The sequence below is a fragment of the Streptomyces rishiriensis genome, assembly GCF_030815485.1.
Taxonomy (GTDB): Bacteria; Actinomycetota; Actinomycetes; order Streptomycetales; family Streptomycetaceae; genus Streptomyces; species Streptomyces rishiriensis_A.
In genome coordinates this window covers 4,363,162-4,379,359 of record NZ_JAUSWV010000002.1, presented here as the reverse complement: position 1 = coordinate 4,379,359, position 16,198 = coordinate 4,363,162, and the positions used below count along the sequence as shown (strand labels likewise).

Here is a 16,198-nt window from a genome sequence, read left to right as displayed (position 1 = left end):
GATCGTTCGGTTACTCTAGCTCTGACTGGCTGTTCCTGCCCAGGTTTCCGCCAGGTCATGAGCTCGACGGAGAGTTCTCAAGACGAGGAGTTGGTCCCGCATGGCCGCCGCCGAACCGACCGCGCACGCTCTGATCGCCCAGCACCGGCCCACCCTCGACCAGGCCCTGGAAGCGATCCGCACCCGCGCGTACTGGTCCCCGCACCCGGAACACCCCAAGGCGTACGGGGAGAACGGCAGCCTGGACGCCGCGGCCGGCAAGGCCGCCTTCGACGCCGTTCTGCACACCCGCCTCGACCTCGGCCAGCCCGGCACCGACGGCTGGGTGGGCGGCGAGGTCTCGCCGTACGGCGTCGAACTGGGCGTGACCTACCCGCACGCGGACGTGGACACGCTGCTGCCGGCCATGCGGGCCGGACAGGGCGCCTGGCGCGACGCGGGAGCGGAACTGCGCGCGGTGGTCTGTCTGGAGATCCTCAAGCGGATCAGCGACCGGACCCACGAGTTCGCGCACGCGGTCATGCACACCTCAGGACAGGCCTTCATGATGGCCTTCCAGGCGGGCGGCCCGCACGCGCAGGACCGCGGCCTGGAAGCGGTGGCGTACGCGTACGCGGAGCAGGTCCGCACGCCCGGCACGGCGGAGTGGAGCAAGCCCCAGGGCAAGCGCGACCCGCTCACGATGACCAAGAGCTTCACGCCGGTCCCGCGCGGGATCGCCCTGCTCATCGGCTGCAACACCTTCCCGACGTGGAACGGCTACCCGGGCCTGTTCGCCTCCCTGGCCACCGGCAACGCGGTCCTGGTCAAGCCCCACCCGCGCGCGGTGCTGCCGCTCGCGCTGACCGTCGGCGTCGCCCGCGAGGTGCTCACCGAGGCCGGATTCGACCCGAACCTGGTCGCGCTGGCCGCCGAGCGCCCCGGCGAGGGCATCGCCAAGACCCTGGCCACCCGCCCGGAGATCAGGATCGTCGACTACACCGGTTCGACCGCCTTCGGCGACTGGCTGGAGACCAACGCCCGTCAGGCGCAGGTCTACACCGAGAAGGCCGGCGTGAACACGGTGATCGTGGAGTCGACGGCGAACTACAAGGGCATGCTCGCCAACCTGGCGTTCTCGCTCTCCCTGTACAGCGGCCAGATGTGCACGACCCCGCAGAACCTGCTGATCCCCCGCGACGGCATCCGCACCGACGAGGGCGCGAAGACCTTCGACGAGGTCGTCGCCGACCTCGCCCGCTCGGTCGACGGCCTCCTCGGCGACGACGCGCGCGCGAACGCGCTGCTCGGCGCCATCGTCAACCCGGACGTCAAGGCCCGCCTGGAGGCCGCCGCGGGCCTCGGCGAGGTCGCCCTCGCCTCCCGCGAGGTGAGCAACCCGGAGTTCCCGGACGCGATCGTGCGCACCCCGGTGCTCGTCAAGCTCGACGGGGCGCGGAAGTACTGGGAGGGAACGGACGACGAGGCCGCCTACATGGACGAGTGCTTCGGCCCGGTCTCCTTCGCCGTCGCTGTCGACTCGGCGGCGGACGCGGTCGCCCTGCTGCGGCGCACGGTGCGCGAGAAGGGCGCGATGACGGTCGGCGCGTACACCACCGACGAGGAGATCGAGCGGGCGATCGAGGAGGTCTGCCTGGAGGAGGCCGCTCAGCTGTCCCTCAACCTCACCGGCGGGGTCTACGTCAACCAGACGGCCGCGTTCTCCGACTTCCACGGCTCGGGCGGCAACCCGGCGGCCAACGCGGCCCTCACCGACGGCGCGTTCGTCGCGAACCGCTTCCGGGTGGTGGAGGTCCGCAGGGACACCTAGTCCTCCAGGGGACGTGCGGTGCGCCCCCGAGGTCGCTCCCTCGGTGGCACAGACGCGCCCCCGGTGGCGCTCCAGTGGTACAGCGTCATGGCCACACTGGTCGCGAGGTTGTAGCTGGAGACCTGGGGGCGCATCGGCAGGGCGAGAAGGTGGTCGGCACGCGCGCGCAGCTCGGCAGAGAGCCCGCTGCGCTCCGAGCCGAAGGCCAGCAGCGCGTCGTCCGGCAGCTTGACGCCCCGGAGGTCGTCCCCCTCCGGGTCGAGGGCGAACACCGGGCCGGCCGGCAGTTCGTCGACGGTCAGCCGCTCCACGGCGGTCGCGAAGTGCAGCCCCGCCCCGCCGCGCACCACGGTCGGATGCCAGGGGTCGAGCGTGCCCGTGGTGACCACCCCGGTGGCCCCGAAACCGGCGGCCAGCCGGATCACCGCGCCCGCGTTCCCGAGGTTGCGCGGGTTGTCCAGGACCACGACGGGAGTGCTCCGAGGCGCGTGCCCCAGCCGCTCCAGATTGGCCTCGCGGGAGGGCCGTACGGCCAGCGCGGCGACCGCGGTGGGATGCGGACGCGGCACCAGGGAGGTGTACGTCGCCTCCGCGACCTCCGTCAGCAGCGCGTCCAGCGCGTCGCGCACGTCCGGGGCGAGTTCGCCGGCGAGGGCGAGCGTCGCCCGCCGGTCGGCGGTGACCGCCACCGGGACCTCGGCCCCGAAGCGCACGGCGTGCTTGAGGGCGTGGAAGCCGTCGAGCAGGACGGAGGCGTCGGCGAGCCGGCGCCACTGGCCGAGCGGATCGGAGCCGGCGGCCACGGGGTCGGTCATGCCGTGAACCCTACGTGGGTGTGCTCGGGGTTCTCCTGGGCGCGCGGCTCCGGTACCGCCGTACGACCGCCGCCGGACAGCAGCGCTCCACGCGCGCGTGCCGCCCATCCGCCCATCCTGTGCAGGAAGGTCGTCGGCAGGAAGACGGCGTCCGTCGCGATCATCGCCAGCGAGAAGAACGGCAGCCCGAGCAGCACGGCGATCACCGCGTGCTCCGTCATCATCAGGGCCAGCAGCACGTTCTTCATCCGCCGGTTGGCGAGCGTGAACGGGAAGGCAACCTGCACGATGACGGTGCCGTAGGTGGCCAGCAGGACCATCGTGCCACTGGCGGCCAGCAGGTCCGCGAGCGCCGGCCAGGGCGAGAAGTAGTCCAGGTGCAGGGGGTAGTACGCGGCGGTGCCGTCCTGCCAGCGCGAACCCTGGATCTTGTACCAGCCGGCCGTCGCGTAGATCAGACAGGCCTCCGCCATGATCACGAACAGGGCGCCGTTGTGCAGAACGTTGCCGATCACGTCGAGCAGGACCCGGGGCTCCGCCGACTTCGTGCGGCGGCCGACGGCCCACCACAGGCCCTGCACCGCCCACGCCGCCCACAGAAGCGCCGGAATGGTCCAGTCGCTGTGGAAGCGGCCCGCCACGGTCACCGTGACCAGGACGAACCCCGTCACGGCCCACAGAACGGGGCCCACCCGGTCCGTGACCCGCTCGCCACGCGCGCGTGCCTCCTGCGCGCGCCGTTCCCGCCGCGCGTCCAGCGACCACACCCGGCCGCACCGCAAGAACACGAGGTAGATCGACATGAGGTGCAGGACGTTGTCCCCGCCGTCCCCCATGAAGACGCTGCGGTTCTGCAGCGACAGGACGCCGACCATGAACAGCACCGACATCGCGCGCGTGCGCCAGCCGAGGAGCAGCAGCCCGGCAAAGAGCAGCGCGAGCAGGTAGACCGCCTCGAACCAGCCCCGCCCGTCCGACCACATCAGTGCCGTGAACGCGCCGTTGGTGTCGATCAGCTGCCGGGCCAGCTCCCAGTCCCAGGGACCGTCGGGGCCGTAGAGCTCCTGACGGTGAGGGAACTCGCGCAGCAGGAACAGCAGCCAGGTGACACTGAAGCCGATCCGGACCACGGCGCTCTGGTACGGCGCGAGCGCCGACCCGGTGACGCGGGCGATGGCGGCGGACACCGTCAGGGAGAACCGGTTCACCGCGCGCCTCCCTCTGTCTCGCCGTCCGGCAGCGACCACCAGGACAGCACGCGGTACACCGGGCTCGTCGACACTTTCTCGGTGCTCCACTTCGGCGGGGTGACGTTGGTGGTCTGCGAACGGACCTGGATCCGCTCGACGACACCGCCGTCACCGGCCGCGCCGCCGCGCTCCAGGCGCAGCGTCACGATGCGGCGCAGGTACGTCTCGGAGAGGGCTCCGCGCAGGCCGACGGGGCGGTTGTCGTTGTCGTGGGTGGCGGTGAAGAAGTCCCAGGCGCGGCGCAGCTCGTTCTGCTCGGTGTGGCTCGGCAGCAGATTGCCGTCGATGGCCCGGCCGTCCTGCGCCGACAGGTCGTACCACCCGGTGGTCCGCGAGCCGCCGTCCACCGTGCGGACCTGGGCACGGACCTGAACGGCGATGTTCTGCTGCAGCGGGTTCGGCGCGAAGAGCTTCCAGTTCTGCTCGAACTCCGGATACATCCAGTCGTCGATCGCCTTGCCGTGTGCCTTGCTGACGGTGTTCGGCGGGGCGACGTGCAGGAACACCATCCCGACATGCACACAGACGGCCACCGCGACGACGGCCAGCGCCAGCGCCGCGCCGACCTGATAGCGGGGGGAGAGGGCGGCCACACCGGTACGGGCCTCCGGTCGCCGGGGCCCGCTGCCGGGACCGGCGGCGGGGTCGCCGAGGACGGCACCGCCAGGACCGCCGACGGAGGCGCCCACGGGAAGACCGGCGGAAACACCGACGGGCTCGGCGGGCTCGGCCCGCGCCACAGGCTCCGAGACGGGGTCGACGACCTCGGGCCGGGAGGCCGGCTCGGAGCCGGGGTCGACGATCTCGGGCCGGGAAGCGGGCTCGGAGCCGGGGTCGACGACCTCGGACCTGGAAGGAGGCTCGGAGTCCGCTCGTCCGGTCCGGGAATCAGGCTCGGGGTCCGCTCGTCCGGTCCGGGAATCAGGCTCGGGGTCCGCTCGTCCGGTCCGGGAATCAGGCTCGGAGTCCGCTCGTCCGGACCGGGAGGCAGGCTCGGGGCTCGGGAGTTCAGCTCGGGGCCGGGGAACGGCGTCCCGGGCGGATGGCGAGTCCGCCTCCGCCTCCCCTGACGTGTTCGGCCCCTTTGGAGAGCCGGACCCTCCGTCGTGCACGTCCATTCCGCCCCGTTCCCCGATACCGGTCTCTTCGCGCTGCGTCGCGCAATCGCGAACGGTACTCAGCCTCACCCGTTCGGCGCAGCCCCCTCCCCGCCGCACCCAGGCCGGGAAAAGGCCGGGGCAGGTTTTCCACAGGGGATGCCCGCAGGTTATCCACAGCGGTTGACACCTTACGACGGCCGTCCCACCATGGAATCGCACGGACCGAACGATCGGTCGGGAGAAGGCTCGGGCAGAGCCGAGGCCGAGGCAGCGAGCCGAGGCCCGAAGTCAAGGGGGACCGCATGGCGACAGCAGCCGCGCACCAGACGGCCCGCACACAGCCGCACACCGAACAGGCCGGCGGGTCGGACGCCGACGAGGCGTACGCGCGCGTCTTCGACGCCACCGTGGCCGCCGACGAACGCATCGAGCCACGCGACTGGATGCCCGACGCCTACCGCGCGACGCTGGTGCGCCAGATCGCCCAGCACGCCCACTCCGAGATCATCGGCATGCAGCCGGAGGCCAACTGGATCACCCGGGCGCCCTCCCTGCGCCGCAAGGCCATCCTGATGGCGAAGGTCCAGGACGAGGCGGGCCACGGGCTCTACCTGTACAGCGCTGCCGAAACGCTCGGCGCCAGCCGCGAGGAACTGCTCGACAAGCTCCACTCCGGCCGCCAGAAGTACTCCTCGATCTTCAATTACCCCACGCTGACCTGGGCGGACGTCGGCGCGATCGGCTGGCTGGTGGACGGCGCCGCGATCACCAACCAGGTGCCCCTGTGCCGCTGCTCCTACGGCCCGTACGCCCGCGCGATGGTCCGGGTCTGCAAGGAGGAGTCCTTCCATCAGCGCCAGGGGTACGAACTGCTGCTGGCCCTCAGCCGAGGCACCCCGGAGCAGCACGCGATGGCACAGGACGCCGTCGACCGCTGGTGGTGGCCGTCGCTGATGATGTTCGGCCCTCCCGACGACGAGTCCGCGCACTCCGCGCAGTCGATGGCCTGGAAGATCAAGCGCCACTCGAACGACGAACTGCGCCCGGCGCTTCGTCGACATCTGCGTCCCCCAGGCGGCCTCGCTCGGCCTCACGCTGCCCGACCCGGACCTGAAATGGAACGAGGAGCGGGGACACCACGACTTCGGAGCCATCGACTGGACCGAGTTCAAGGAGGTCCTCAAGGGCAACGGCCCCTGCAACGAGCAGCGGATCACACAACGCAGGCGCGCGCACGACGAGGGCGCGTGGGTACGAGAGGCGGCCGCCGCCTACGCGGCCAAACACAGCTCTGGGACGGAAGTGGAGCAGGCATGACGAACACCGACTGGCCCCTGTGGGAGGTCTTCGTGCGCTCCCGGCGCGGCCTCTCCCACACCCACGCCGGCAGCCTGCACGCGCCGGACGCCGAATTCGCCCTGCGCAACGCGCGTGACCTGTACACCCGGCGCGGCGAGGGCGTCTCGATCTGGGTCGTGCCGTCATCCTCGATCACCGCCTCCTCGCCGGACGAGAAGGACCCGTTCTTCGAGCCCGCCGCCGACAAGCCGTACCGGCACCCGACGTTCTACGAGATCCCGGAGGGGGTGAAGCACCTGTGACCACGACGACGCACACCCGCACCGCCGCCCTCGCTCTCGGCGACGACGCCCTGGTGCTCTCCCACCGCCTGGGGGAGTGGATGGGCCACGCGCCCGTGCTCGAGGAGGAGGTCGCCCTCGGCAACATCGCCCTCGACCTGCTGGGCCAGGCCCGGATCCTGCTGTCGATGGCCGGCGACGAGGACGAGTTGGCGTACCTGCGCGAGGAACGCGCCTTCCGCAACCTCCAGTTGGTCGAGCAGCCCAACGGCGACTTCGCCCACACCATCGCCCGCCAGCTGTACTTCTCCACCTACCAGCACCTGCTGTACGCGCGGCTGGCGGCCACTGAGGGCCCGTTCGCGGGACTGGCGGCGAAGGCCGTCAAGGAGGTCGCCTACCACCGCGACCACGCCGAACAGTGGACGCTGCGGCTCGGCGACGGGACCGAGGAGAGCCACGGGCGGATGCAACTGGCCTGCACGGCTCTGTGGCGCTTCACCGGAGAGATGTTCCGCCCTGTGGACGGGCTCGGTTTCGCTCCGTCGGAGCTGGAACCGGCCTGGCTGGAGTCGGTGCGGGGCGTGCTGGGACGGGCCGGCCTGGCCGCGCCCGAGGGCTCACGCACCGGAGCCTGGCGCGCGGGCGCGGGCCGCGAGGGCCTGCACACCGAGTCCTTCGGCCGCATGATCGCCGAGATGCAGCACCTGCACCGCAGCCACCCGGGCGCGTCATGGTGACGCTCACCCCGCTGGAGGCGGAACTCCTCGAGGTCGCCGGTTCGGTGCTCGACCCCGAACTGCCCGTGATCACCCTCCGGGAACTCGGCGTCCTGCGCGCGGTGCACGTCCGTGCCGCGGACGCGGTCGAGGTCGAGCTGACCCCCACCTACACCGGCTGCCCGGCGGTGGAGGCGATGTCCCTGGACATCGAACGGGCGCTGCACGCACACGGAGTGCGGGACGTCACCGTGCGCACGGTGCTGTCCCCCGCCTGGTCGACCGACGACATCTCCGCCGAAGGACGCCGCAAACTGCGCGAGTTCGGGATCGCCCCGCCCCGCGTGCGCAAGGCGTCCGAACCGGTCGGCGTCACCCTGGGACCCACCCGCGCCCTCCCCCCGAAGCCCACGGCCGCACGGACGGCGACCGGGACGGCGACGGGACCCGGGACGACGGCCGGAACGGGGGCTTACACGGACACGGACACGGACCAGGCCAGTGGCACGAGCGCGAGCGCGGTCTTGGAGCCGATCAGCTGCCCGCACTGCGGCTCCGCCGACACCGAGCTGCTCAGCCGCTTCTCCTCCACCGCCTGCAAGGCGCTGCGGCGCTGCCTCGCCTGCCGTGAACCCTTCGACCACTTCAAGGAGCTGTGATGGCCCGCTTCCACCCGCTCCAGGTGGCCGCGGTGGACCACCTGACCGACGACTCCGTCACCCTCACCCTCGCGGTCCCCGCCGCGCTGCGCGAGGAGTACCGGCACGCGCCCGGCCAGCATCTCGCCCTGCGCCGCGTGGTCGACGGGACCGAGGTCAGGCGGACGTACTCGATCTGCTCGCCCGCGCCCGAGCCCGACGGCGAGGGGCCCCGCACCCTGCGGGTGGGCGTTCGGCTGGTCGAAGGCGGAGCCTTCTCGACGTACGCGCTGAAGGAGATCGCCGTCGGCGACGAGCTGGAGGTGATGACTCCGGCCGGACGGTTCACCCTCGTGCCCGCGCCCGGACGGTACGCGGCGATCGTCGGCGGCAGCGGGATCACTCCGGTGCTGTCCATCGTCTCGACGCTGCTGGCCCGCGAGCCCGCCGCCCGCTTCTGTCTCGTCCGCAGCGACCGGACCGCTGCCTCGACGATGTTCCTGGAGGAGGTCGCCGACCTCAAGGACAGGTACCCCGAGCGGTTCCAGCTCGTCACCGTGCTCTCCCGGGAGGAGCAGCAGGCCGGGCTGCCGTCCGGGCGGCTGGACCGGGAGCGGTTGACCGGGCTGCTGCCGTCGCTGCTGCCGGTGACGGAAGTGGCGGCCTGGTTCCTGTGCGGGCCGTTCGGGCTCGTCCAGGGCGCGGAACAGGCGCTGCGGGAGATCGGGGTCGCCCGGTCCCGGATCCACGAGGAGATCTTCCACGTGGAGGTCACGGCGCCCCCGGCACCTGTGGCGGCCCCCGCCCACAGCACCGTGACCGCCCGGCTCGACGGCCGGGGCGGCAGCTGGCCCGTGCGGGACGGTGAGTCGGTCCTGGAGACGGTGCTGCGCAACCGGCCGGACGCGCCCTACGCCTGCAAGGGCGGGGTGTGCGGAACCTGCCGGGCCTTCCTGGTCTCCGGTGAGGTGCGCATGGACCGCAACTTCGCGCTGGAGCCGGAGGAAACGGACTCCGGGTATGTGCTGGCCTGCCAGTCCCATCCGCTGACGGAGGCGGTGGAGGTCGACTTCGACCGGTGAGGAACGCGCCGAGGGAGACCGACCGTCTCCCTCGGACCGACCGACTGCCCCCGGACCGACCGCCCCCGTTCCCTTCTTCTAGAACCTGTTCTATCTTGACGCTCCGTCAGATGGGCTGACCGTCGGGAGGACAGGCCGTGGACTTCACCTTCACCGAGGAGCAGCAGGCAGCGGCGGAAGCGGCGCGGGGCGTGTTCGCCGGGGTCGCTCCCGACGGCGTGCCGAGCCCCGCGCTCACCAGGGGCGCCGTCGCCGACGACTTCGACCGCGCACTGTGGGCCAAGCTGGCCTCGGCGGACCTGCTGAGCCTGCTGCTGGACGAGGAGTTCGGCGGGGCGGGCCTCGACGCCATCGCCCTCTGCCTGCTGCTGCGTGAGGCGTCGAAGGTGCTGGCACGAGTGCCGCTGCTGGAGAGCAGCGCGGCCGTCGCCGCCCTACAGGCCTACGGCGGACCGGAGTTGAAGTCGTCCCTGCTCGCTCGGGCCGGCCGGGGCGAGATCGTCCTCACCGTCGCCGCGAACGGCCGCACCGGCCACGACCCCGCCGAACTCGCGGTGACGGCACGGCAGAACAGCACTGTCGGCGCGACCGACGGAACCGGCGGAACCGGCACAGGTGACGAACCCGGTGCAGGCGACGGCCCGGGGGAGCCCGGCGCAGGCGAGTGGCTGCTGGACGGGGTGCAGACGATGGTGCCGTGGGCGTACGACGCCGACTTCGTCCTCGTACCGGCACACACCGGGGACGGCCGGAGCGTCCTCGCCGTCGTCGAACGCGGGCACGAAGGAGCCGTGCTCGCCGAACAGATCTCCACCACCGGTGAGCGGCTCGGCGAACTGCGCCTCGAATCGGTGAAGATCGCCGACCGGAACGTCATCACCGCCGACGGCGCCTGGGAGTGGCTGCGCGCCCTGCTGACCACGGGGACCTGCGCGCAGGCGCTCGGCCTGGGCGAGCGCGTACTGACGATGACCGCCGAGTACGCCGGCAAGCGGGAGCAGTTCGGACACCCCATCGCCACTTTCCAGGCCGTCGCCGTACAGGCCGCCGACCGCTACATCGACCTGCGAGCGATGGAGGTCACTCTGTGGCAGGCCGCGTGGCGGATCGCCTCGGGGGCGCCAGGCCCACTACCGGCCTCCGGAGACGTCGCCGTGGCCAAGATCTGGGCTGCGGAAGGCGTACGGCGGGTCGTGCAGACCGCACAGCATCTGCACGGAGGCTTCGGCGCCGATGTCGACTACCCACTGCACCGGTATCACGCCTGGGCCAAGCACCTGGAACTCTCGCTCGGCCCGGCCGCGGCACACGAGGAGGCCCTGGGCGACCTGCTGGCCGCCCACCTCCTCAGCTGACGCCCGCCCGACAAGACGAACCCGGCCGAGCCGCGACCACCGACCCACCGACCCACCGACCCACCGACCCACCGACCCGACAACGCACCGGTCCGACGGTCTGCCGGTCCGCCGGTCCGCCGGTTCGACGACTTACAGGACCGAGCCCGGGTTGCCCTCGTCCGTGACGACCGGGCGGCCCGCGGCGGCCCAGATCTGCATGCCGCCATCGACGTTCACCGCGTCGATGCCCTGCTGGACGAGATACATGGTGACCTGGGCCGAGCGACCGCCGGAACGGCAGATCACGTGGACCCGACCGTCCTGCGGAGCCGCCTCGGTCAGCTCACCGTAGCGGCCGACGAACTCGCTGATGGGGATGTGCAGTGCCCCTTCGGCATGACCCGCCTGCCACTCGTCGTCCTCGCGGACGTCCAGCAGGAAGTCGTCGTCCTTGAGGTCAGCGACCTCGACCGTGGGCACACCAGCTCCGAAACTCATACGCCCGACGCTACCCGACCCGGCACACGACCCGACCGGTCCCGCCCAGCCCGTCATCTCCGCCCAGCCCACCGACTCGGCGCAGCCCGCGGCTCGGCCAGGTGAAGAGGTTGCCGCCGGCCGGGTTTCCGGCCGGGTTTCCAGCCGGTTCACGACGTCGACGAAGGACCTGCCTGGCCCACCAGCTCGGCCAGCTCCGCCTCGCGGGCGGCCACGTCCGCGAGGAGCTTGTCGGCGATCTCGTCCAGAAGCCGGTCGGGGTCCTCCGGCGCCATGCGGAGCATCGAGCCGATCGCGCCGTCCTCCAGTTCCCGGGCGACCAGCGCGAGCATCTCCTTGCGCTGAGAGAGCCACTCGAGGCGGGCGTAGAGCTCCTCGCTGGGGCTCGGGCTGCGCTCCTCGGGCGCCGGGCCGGCCGCCCACTCCTCGGCCAGCTCGCGCAGCAGCGCTTCCTCGCCACGGGCGTAGGCCGCGTTGACGCGGGTGATGAACTCCTCGCGCCGGGCCCGCTCGGCGTCCTCCTGGGCCAGGTCCGGATGCGCCTTGCGCGCCAGCTCGCGGTACAGCTTGCGGGCCTCCTCGCTGGGCCGTACCCGCTGCGGGGGCCGGACCGGCTGATCCGTGAGCATCGCCTCGGCCTCGGGGAACAGCCCTTCGCCGTCCATCCAGCCGTGGAACAGCTCCTCGACCCCGGGCATCGGCATCACCCGGGCCCGCGCCTCGGCGGCCTTGCGCCGATCCTCGGGATCACCGGTACGGACCGCCCTGGCCTCGGCGATCTGGGCGTCCAGTTCGTCGAGCCGGGCGTACATCGGGCCGAGTTTCTGATGGTGGAGCCGCGAGAAGTTCTCGACCTCGACGCGGAAGGTCTCCACCGCGATCTCGAACTCGATCAACGCCTGCTCGGCGGCCCGCACGGCCTGCTCCAGCCGTGCCTCGGGCCGCGGCTGCTCAGCTTCGGGGGTCGTCACCCGACCAGCCTAGGCCAACGCTCCCCCGAACCCACCCGGCCGCCGTCCCGCAGCGCCCCGCTCGCGTCCCGCTGCCCGGACTCCCCCGCTCCGACTCGGCTCGTCCGCACCTCATACGCCCGTCTCCGCAGCGATCCGTCCCGCCCGTACCGCCGCCACCAGGTCCGAGTGGTCCGCCTCCGTACGGTCGGCGTAGGCGACGGCGAAGGTGGCGATCGCCTCGTCGAGTTCCTCGTTCTTTCCGCAGTAGCCGGCGATGAGGCGCGGGTCGGCGCTGTGGGAGTGGGCGCGGGCGAGAAGCGCGCCGGTCATCCGGCCGTAGTCGTCGACCTGGTCGGCGGCGAGCGCGGCCGGGTCGACGCTGCCCTTGCGGTTACGGAACTGCCGTACCTGGAAGGGGAGTCCGTCGACCGTCGTCCAGCCCAGCAGTATGTCGCTGACGACCTGCATGCGTTTCTGGCCGATGACCACCCGGCGGCCCTCGTGCTCCACCTCGGGCACGTCGAAGCCGGCGGTCAGCAGGTGCGGGACCAGGGCCGAGGCGCGGGCCTCCTTCACCTGAAGGATCAGCGGCTCGTCCCGGTGGTCGAGCAGCAGCACCACGTAGGACCTCGTCCCCACGCTGCCCGTGCCGACGATGCGGAAGGCGACGTCGTGGACCGAGTGGCGGGCCAGCAGCGGGTGGCGGTCCTCGGACAGGGTGGTCAGGTAGTGCTCCAGGGACGCGGCCACCGCGTGAGCCTCCGCGTCCGCGACGCGGCGCAGCACCGGCGCCGCGTCGACGAAGCGGCGGCCGCCGTCCTCCGTCACCTCCGTCGACTTCGCCGCGAACCGCCCACTCGTGTTGGCCCGCGCCTTCTCGGAGACCCGCTCCAGGGTGCCGAGCAGGTCGTGCGCGTCGGTGTGGGAGACCAGTTCCTCATCGGCGATGGCGTTCCACGCGTCCAGCACCGGCAGCTTCGCCAGGAGCCGCATGGTGCGGCGGTAGGAGCCAGCCGCGCCGTGGGCCGCTCTGCGGCAGGTGTCCTCGTCCGCGCCGGCCTCGCGGCCCGCGAGCACCAAGGAGGTGGCGAGACGCTTGAGGTCCCATTCCCAGGGGCCGTCCACGGTCTCGTCGAAGTCGTTGAGGTCGATGACCAGTCCGCCCCGCGCGTCGCCGTACAGACCGAAGTTCGCGGCATGGGCGTCACCGCAGATCTGGGCGCGGATCCCGGTCATGGCGGTGCGGGCCAGGTCGTACGCCATGAGTCCGGCCGAGCCGCGCAGGAACGCGAAAGGCGTCGCCGCCATCCGGCCGACCCGGATCGGGGCCAGCTCCGGGATGCGGCCCCGGCTGGACTCCTCGACCGCCGCCACCGCGTCGGGTCGGGCGGGGTCCAGGTCGAACGCGGCGTGTGCCGAACGCGGCACCCGGCCGCGCAGCGCCTTGCCCTCCACCTTCGGCGACCCCGGGGCCGCCCCCGATTCCGCTCCTGCGGCGGGCGGCCCGGCGGGCCTGTCGGCGAAGCCCCGCACTCGGGGAAGCCTGCGCGCCCCGCCCATCTCCGCGCCCCCACCACCGGCCTCGGTCACGATGACCGCCTCCCCCGCACCCGTACGTCCGTCGGCTCGACGAGCCGATCATCAACTCGTGCCGACCGTACAGCGCGACGACGGCACGGCGGCAGCCCCTGTGGACAACCTCCCGTTTGTGGAAAACCCCTCGCCCGCCCCTGCGGTACAGCCGAGCCGGTACACCCTCTCGCCCTGGCACAACGGCCGCCCGGCAGCGGGTTCACGACGGCGCCGCCACAGCAGCGGGCATGTTTCACGTGAAACACGCCCGTCGGGCGAGAACACCGGCACGCGGAGGCCGGATCGCGATCCAGTCGCGCCGGGCGAGCCCGATCCGAAGTCGCGTCGAACGGAGCCCGATCCGCAGCGGCAGAGCGACCAGGGGGCTGGGCGCCGTAGGGCGGGGCATGTTCGATGCGGCGCGGCCCAGGACCGTGGGCAGGCATGCCGTGCACGGCGATCGCGTAGACGCGGGTCCCGGTCAGCACCCGGCTCCGGACCAGCTCCGGACCGGCTCCGGACCGGACCGACCCGGGGGCGCACCGACCCCGCACCCGGACCCAGGCCCAGGCCCGGGCTGCGAGGCGTGCCTCGGGTGAGGTGAGGGTTCGAGCAGGGCCGCCGCTCAACACCCGGGATGAAGACAGTGCAGTCCGCCGCACCCTCGAAGGGCCCGCCGATGAGCGACGAACCGCGCCCGGCCGGCACTGCCCCTCGGACCTGAGACGTTCCTCACACACCGTGAGCAACCATGACCTGAACCCACATCACCCGGCCCGCATGGCCCGGATCAACCGTGCCGGTCAGTAAGCCTTCCGGGAACGCGAAAGCCCCGCAGGTCTGAGACCTGCGGGGCTTTCAACTGTGCGCGAGGGGGGAGTTGAACCCCCACGCCCTTTCGGGCACTGGAACCTGAATCCAGCGCGTCTGCCTATTCCGCCACCCGCGCATTGGGTGTGTCTTCCGGCTTGTGGGCCTTGCGGCCTGGCGCCTTCCGACACGCAGAACATTAGCACGCGGTCCAGGGTGCGTTCACATCCCTTCTGTGGGGGCAGGGAGCAGGTGGGAGGCCGTCGGCGGCCCCCGTACGTCCCGGCAGTGACTGGTTCACGTATCAACCTCGTACCTAAGGCGGCCGTCTCCCCGGTAGCCGGACAAGGACCACAGCCAGGTGCGGGACACTGGTCCTCGGCCGCCTCTACGATCCTGGGCAGAAGCGGGTGCGCACGAGGGCGTCGACACCCGTCGACGGGTGTCGACAGGGGGAACCAGCCGATTCACCGGCGCGTGGATACGATCAGTAAGCAGTACCAGGCAAGCAGCACGGCACGGGACAGCAGCCACTACGGAGGAGGTGCCCCATGGGAGTCCTGAAGAAGTTCGAGCAGCGTCTCGAGGGTCTGGTCAACGGCACCTTCGCGAAGGTGTTCAAGTCCGAGGTCCAGCCCGTGGAGATCGCCGGCGCGCTCCAGCGCGAGTGCGACAACAACGCGACCATCTGGAACCGGGACCGGACCGTCGTCCCCAACGACTTCATCGTGGAACTGAGCACGCCGGACTACGAGCGGCTCAGCCCCTACTCCGGCCAGCTCGGCGACGAGCTCGCGGGAATGGTCCGCGACTACGCCAAGCAGCAGCGCTACACCTTCATGGGCCCGATCAAGGTCAACCTGGAGAAGGCGGACGACCTCGACACCGGTCTGTACCGGGTGCGCAGCCGTACACTCGCCTCCTCCAGCAGCCAGGCGCCCGAGCAGCCGCCCGCGGGCGGCCGACAGCGCCCCGGCGGATCGGGCGGGCCCGGGTATCCCGGGGCCGGAGCCGGCACCGCCGCTCCGCCCATGCCCTCCGCTCCGCCGCCCGGCGCCCGCGCCGGCGGCTACGGCTACCCGCCCGCCGCGAGCGCCCAGCGCCCCGGCGCAGCGGGCGGTGGTCCGGTCGGGGCTCCGCAGCCCGGGTCGCGCGCCCGCCACTGGGTCGAGATCAACGGCACCCGCCACCAGATCTCCCGCGGGACGCTCGTGATGGGCCGCAGCACCGAGGCAGACGTACGGATCGACGACCCCGGCGTCTCCCGTCGGCACTGTGAGATCCGGACCGGTTCGCCCTCGACGATCCAGGATCTCGGATCCACCAACGGCATCGTGGTGGACGGGCAGCACACCACCCGCGCTACGCTCCGCGACGGCTCGCGGATCGTCGTGGGCAGCACCACCATCATTTACCGGCAAGCCGAAGGGTGAAGCGGGGGCAATGTCAGAGCTGACCCTCACGGTCATGCGGCTGGGTTTTCTGGCCGTACTGTGGCTGTTCGTCATCGTGGCCGTGCAGGTCATCCGCAGCGACCTCTTCGGTACGCGTGTGACCCAGCGCGGTTCGCGCCGGGAGGCCGGGCGGGCGCAGCAGGCACAGCGCCAGCAGGCGCCTCCGCAGCAGCGCCAGCAGTCCGCCGCCGGCCGCACGCGTCGTAACGCACCTACCAAGCTGGTCGTGTCCGAGGGCACCCTCACCGGCACGACCGTCGCACTCCAGGGCCAGACCATCAGTCTGGGCCGGGCGCACGACAGCACGATCGTGCTGGACGACGACTACGCCTCCAGCCGCCATGCCAGGATCTACCCGGACCGCGACGGCCAGTGGATCGTCGAGGACCTGGGCTCCACCAACGGCACGTACCTCGACCGATCGCGGCTGACGACTCCCACACCGATCCCGCTGGGTGCGCCGATCCGTATCGGCAAGACCGTCATCGAGCTGCGGAAGTAGTGCTACATCATGACTGAGTGCGAGCGGAGCGAGCACGCGGCGGCGGCCGGCACCCATGGCCCCGATGTGCTCCCGACC

General features: G+C 71.8%; 14 protein-coding genes, 1 tRNA gene and 1 pseudogene. 9 read left to right on the top strand and 7 right to left on the bottom strand.

Going from position 1 to position 16,198, the window contains the following annotated elements; translation table 11 throughout:
• Window positions 1-100 precede the first annotated feature (100 nt).
• Complete coding sequence (gene paaN, locus QF030_RS21985; protein WP_307164358.1) at window positions 101-1,810, top strand: phenylacetic acid degradation protein PaaN; 1,710 nt, start codon at window positions 101-103, stop codon at window positions 1,808-1,810.
• On the opposite strand, the gene QF030_RS21980 is transcribed toward paaN, so the two are convergent.
• The 3 genes from QF030_RS21980 to QF030_RS21970 are packed head-to-tail and all read right to left on the bottom strand — an operon-like array spanning window position 1,807 to window position 4,678.
• Window positions 1,807-2,625: a TrmH family RNA methyltransferase gene (locus QF030_RS21980; protein ID WP_307164357.1), complete on the bottom strand. Its 819-nt coding sequence runs from the start codon at window positions 2,623-2,625 to the stop codon at window positions 1,807-1,809. The genes paaN and QF030_RS21980 overlap by 4 nt on opposite strands.
• Window positions 2,622-3,833: an HTTM domain-containing protein gene (locus QF030_RS21975; RefSeq protein WP_307164356.1), complete on the bottom strand. Its 1,212-nt coding sequence runs from the start codon at window positions 3,831-3,833 to the stop codon at window positions 2,622-2,624. Before QF030_RS21975 ends, QF030_RS21980 begins: the two co-directional genes overlap by 4 nt.
• Window positions 3,830-4,678 (bottom strand): DUF5819 family protein, encoded by an 849-nt coding sequence (locus QF030_RS21970; protein WP_307167649.1) that lies wholly within the window; start codon window positions 4,676-4,678, stop codon window positions 3,830-3,832. The genes QF030_RS21975 and QF030_RS21970 overlap by 4 nt, the downstream gene beginning before the upstream one ends.
• A 599-nt stretch (window positions 4,679-5,277) precedes the next feature.
• On the opposite strand from QF030_RS21970, the pseudogene paaA reads away from it, so the two are divergent.
• The 6 genes and pseudogenes from paaA to QF030_RS21940 all read left to right on the top strand — a co-directional run bounded on the left by paaA (window position 5,278) and on the right by QF030_RS21940 (window position 10,349).
• A pseudogene (paaA, locus tag QF030_RS21965) lies at window positions 5,278-6,292 on the top strand (1,2-phenylacetyl-CoA epoxidase subunit PaaA).
• Window positions 6,289-6,576: a 1,2-phenylacetyl-CoA epoxidase subunit PaaB gene (gene paaB, locus QF030_RS21960; protein ID WP_266798034.1), complete on the top strand. Its 288-nt coding sequence runs from the start codon at window positions 6,289-6,291 to the stop codon at window positions 6,574-6,576. The pseudogene paaA and the gene paaB overlap by 4 nt, the downstream one beginning before the upstream one ends.
• The gene (gene paaC / locus QF030_RS21955) at window positions 6,573-7,295 is read left to right on the top strand and encodes a 1,2-phenylacetyl-CoA epoxidase subunit PaaC (RefSeq protein ID WP_307164355.1); all 723 of its coding nucleotides are present in this window, start codon (window positions 6,573-6,575) and stop codon (window positions 7,293-7,295) included. The genes paaB and paaC overlap by 4 nt, the downstream gene beginning before the upstream one ends.
• Entirely contained in the window at window positions 7,289-7,933 is a 645-nt protein-coding gene (gene paaD, locus QF030_RS21950) for a 1,2-phenylacetyl-CoA epoxidase subunit PaaD (RefSeq protein ID WP_307164354.1), read from the top strand. Before paaC ends, paaD begins: the two co-directional genes overlap by 7 nt.
• The gene (locus QF030_RS21945; protein ID WP_307164353.1) at window positions 7,933-8,994 is read left to right on the top strand and encodes a 2Fe-2S iron-sulfur cluster-binding protein; all 1,062 of its coding nucleotides are present in this window, start codon (window positions 7,933-7,935) and stop codon (window positions 8,992-8,994) included. The genes paaD and QF030_RS21945 overlap by 1 nt, the downstream gene beginning before the upstream one ends.
• A gap of 137 nt (window positions 8,995-9,131) precedes the next feature.
• Complete coding sequence (locus QF030_RS21940; RefSeq protein WP_307164352.1) at window positions 9,132-10,349, top strand: acyl-CoA dehydrogenase family protein; 1,218 nt, start codon at window positions 9,132-9,134, stop codon at window positions 10,347-10,349.
• A 132-nt stretch (window positions 10,350-10,481) separates the two neighbouring features.
• On the opposite strand, the gene QF030_RS21935 is transcribed toward QF030_RS21940, so the two are convergent.
• From QF030_RS21935 to QF030_RS21920, 4 genes are all read right to left on the bottom strand, one after another.
• Window positions 10,482-10,811, bottom strand: coding sequence for a rhodanese-like domain-containing protein (locus QF030_RS21935; RefSeq protein WP_307167648.1), 330 nt, complete (start codon window positions 10,809-10,811; stop codon window positions 10,482-10,484).
• A 167-nt stretch (window positions 10,812-10,978) separates the two neighbouring features.
• Window positions 10,979-11,800 carry a J domain-containing protein gene (locus QF030_RS21930; protein ID WP_307164351.1) on the bottom strand — a complete coding sequence of 274 codons (822 nt, stop codon included), beginning with the start codon at window positions 11,798-11,800 and terminating at the stop codon, window positions 10,979-10,981.
• 111 nt (window positions 11,801-11,911) lie between these two features.
• Complete coding sequence (locus QF030_RS21925) at window positions 11,912-13,342, bottom strand: DUF2252 domain-containing protein (RefSeq protein ID WP_307167647.1); 1,431 nt, start codon at window positions 13,340-13,342, stop codon at window positions 11,912-11,914.
• A gap of 877 nt (window positions 13,343-14,219) precedes the next feature.
• Window positions 14,220-14,303: transfer RNA gene (locus tag QF030_RS21920), tRNA-Leu, on the bottom strand.
• A 412-nt stretch (window positions 14,304-14,715) separates the two neighbouring features.
• On the opposite strand from QF030_RS21920, the gene QF030_RS21915 reads away from it, so the two are divergent.
• Both QF030_RS21915 and QF030_RS21910 read left to right on the top strand, forming a co-directional pair.
• Window positions 14,716-15,597 (top strand): FhaA domain-containing protein, encoded by an 882-nt coding sequence (locus QF030_RS21915; protein ID WP_307164350.1) that lies wholly within the window; start codon window positions 14,716-14,718, stop codon window positions 15,595-15,597.
• Between the two features lie 10 nt (window positions 15,598-15,607).
• Window positions 15,608-16,120: an FHA domain-containing protein FhaB/FipA gene (locus tag QF030_RS21910; RefSeq protein ID WP_307164349.1), complete on the top strand. Its 513-nt coding sequence runs from the start codon at window positions 15,608-15,610 to the stop codon at window positions 16,118-16,120.
• Window positions 16,121-16,198 lie beyond the last annotated feature (78 nt).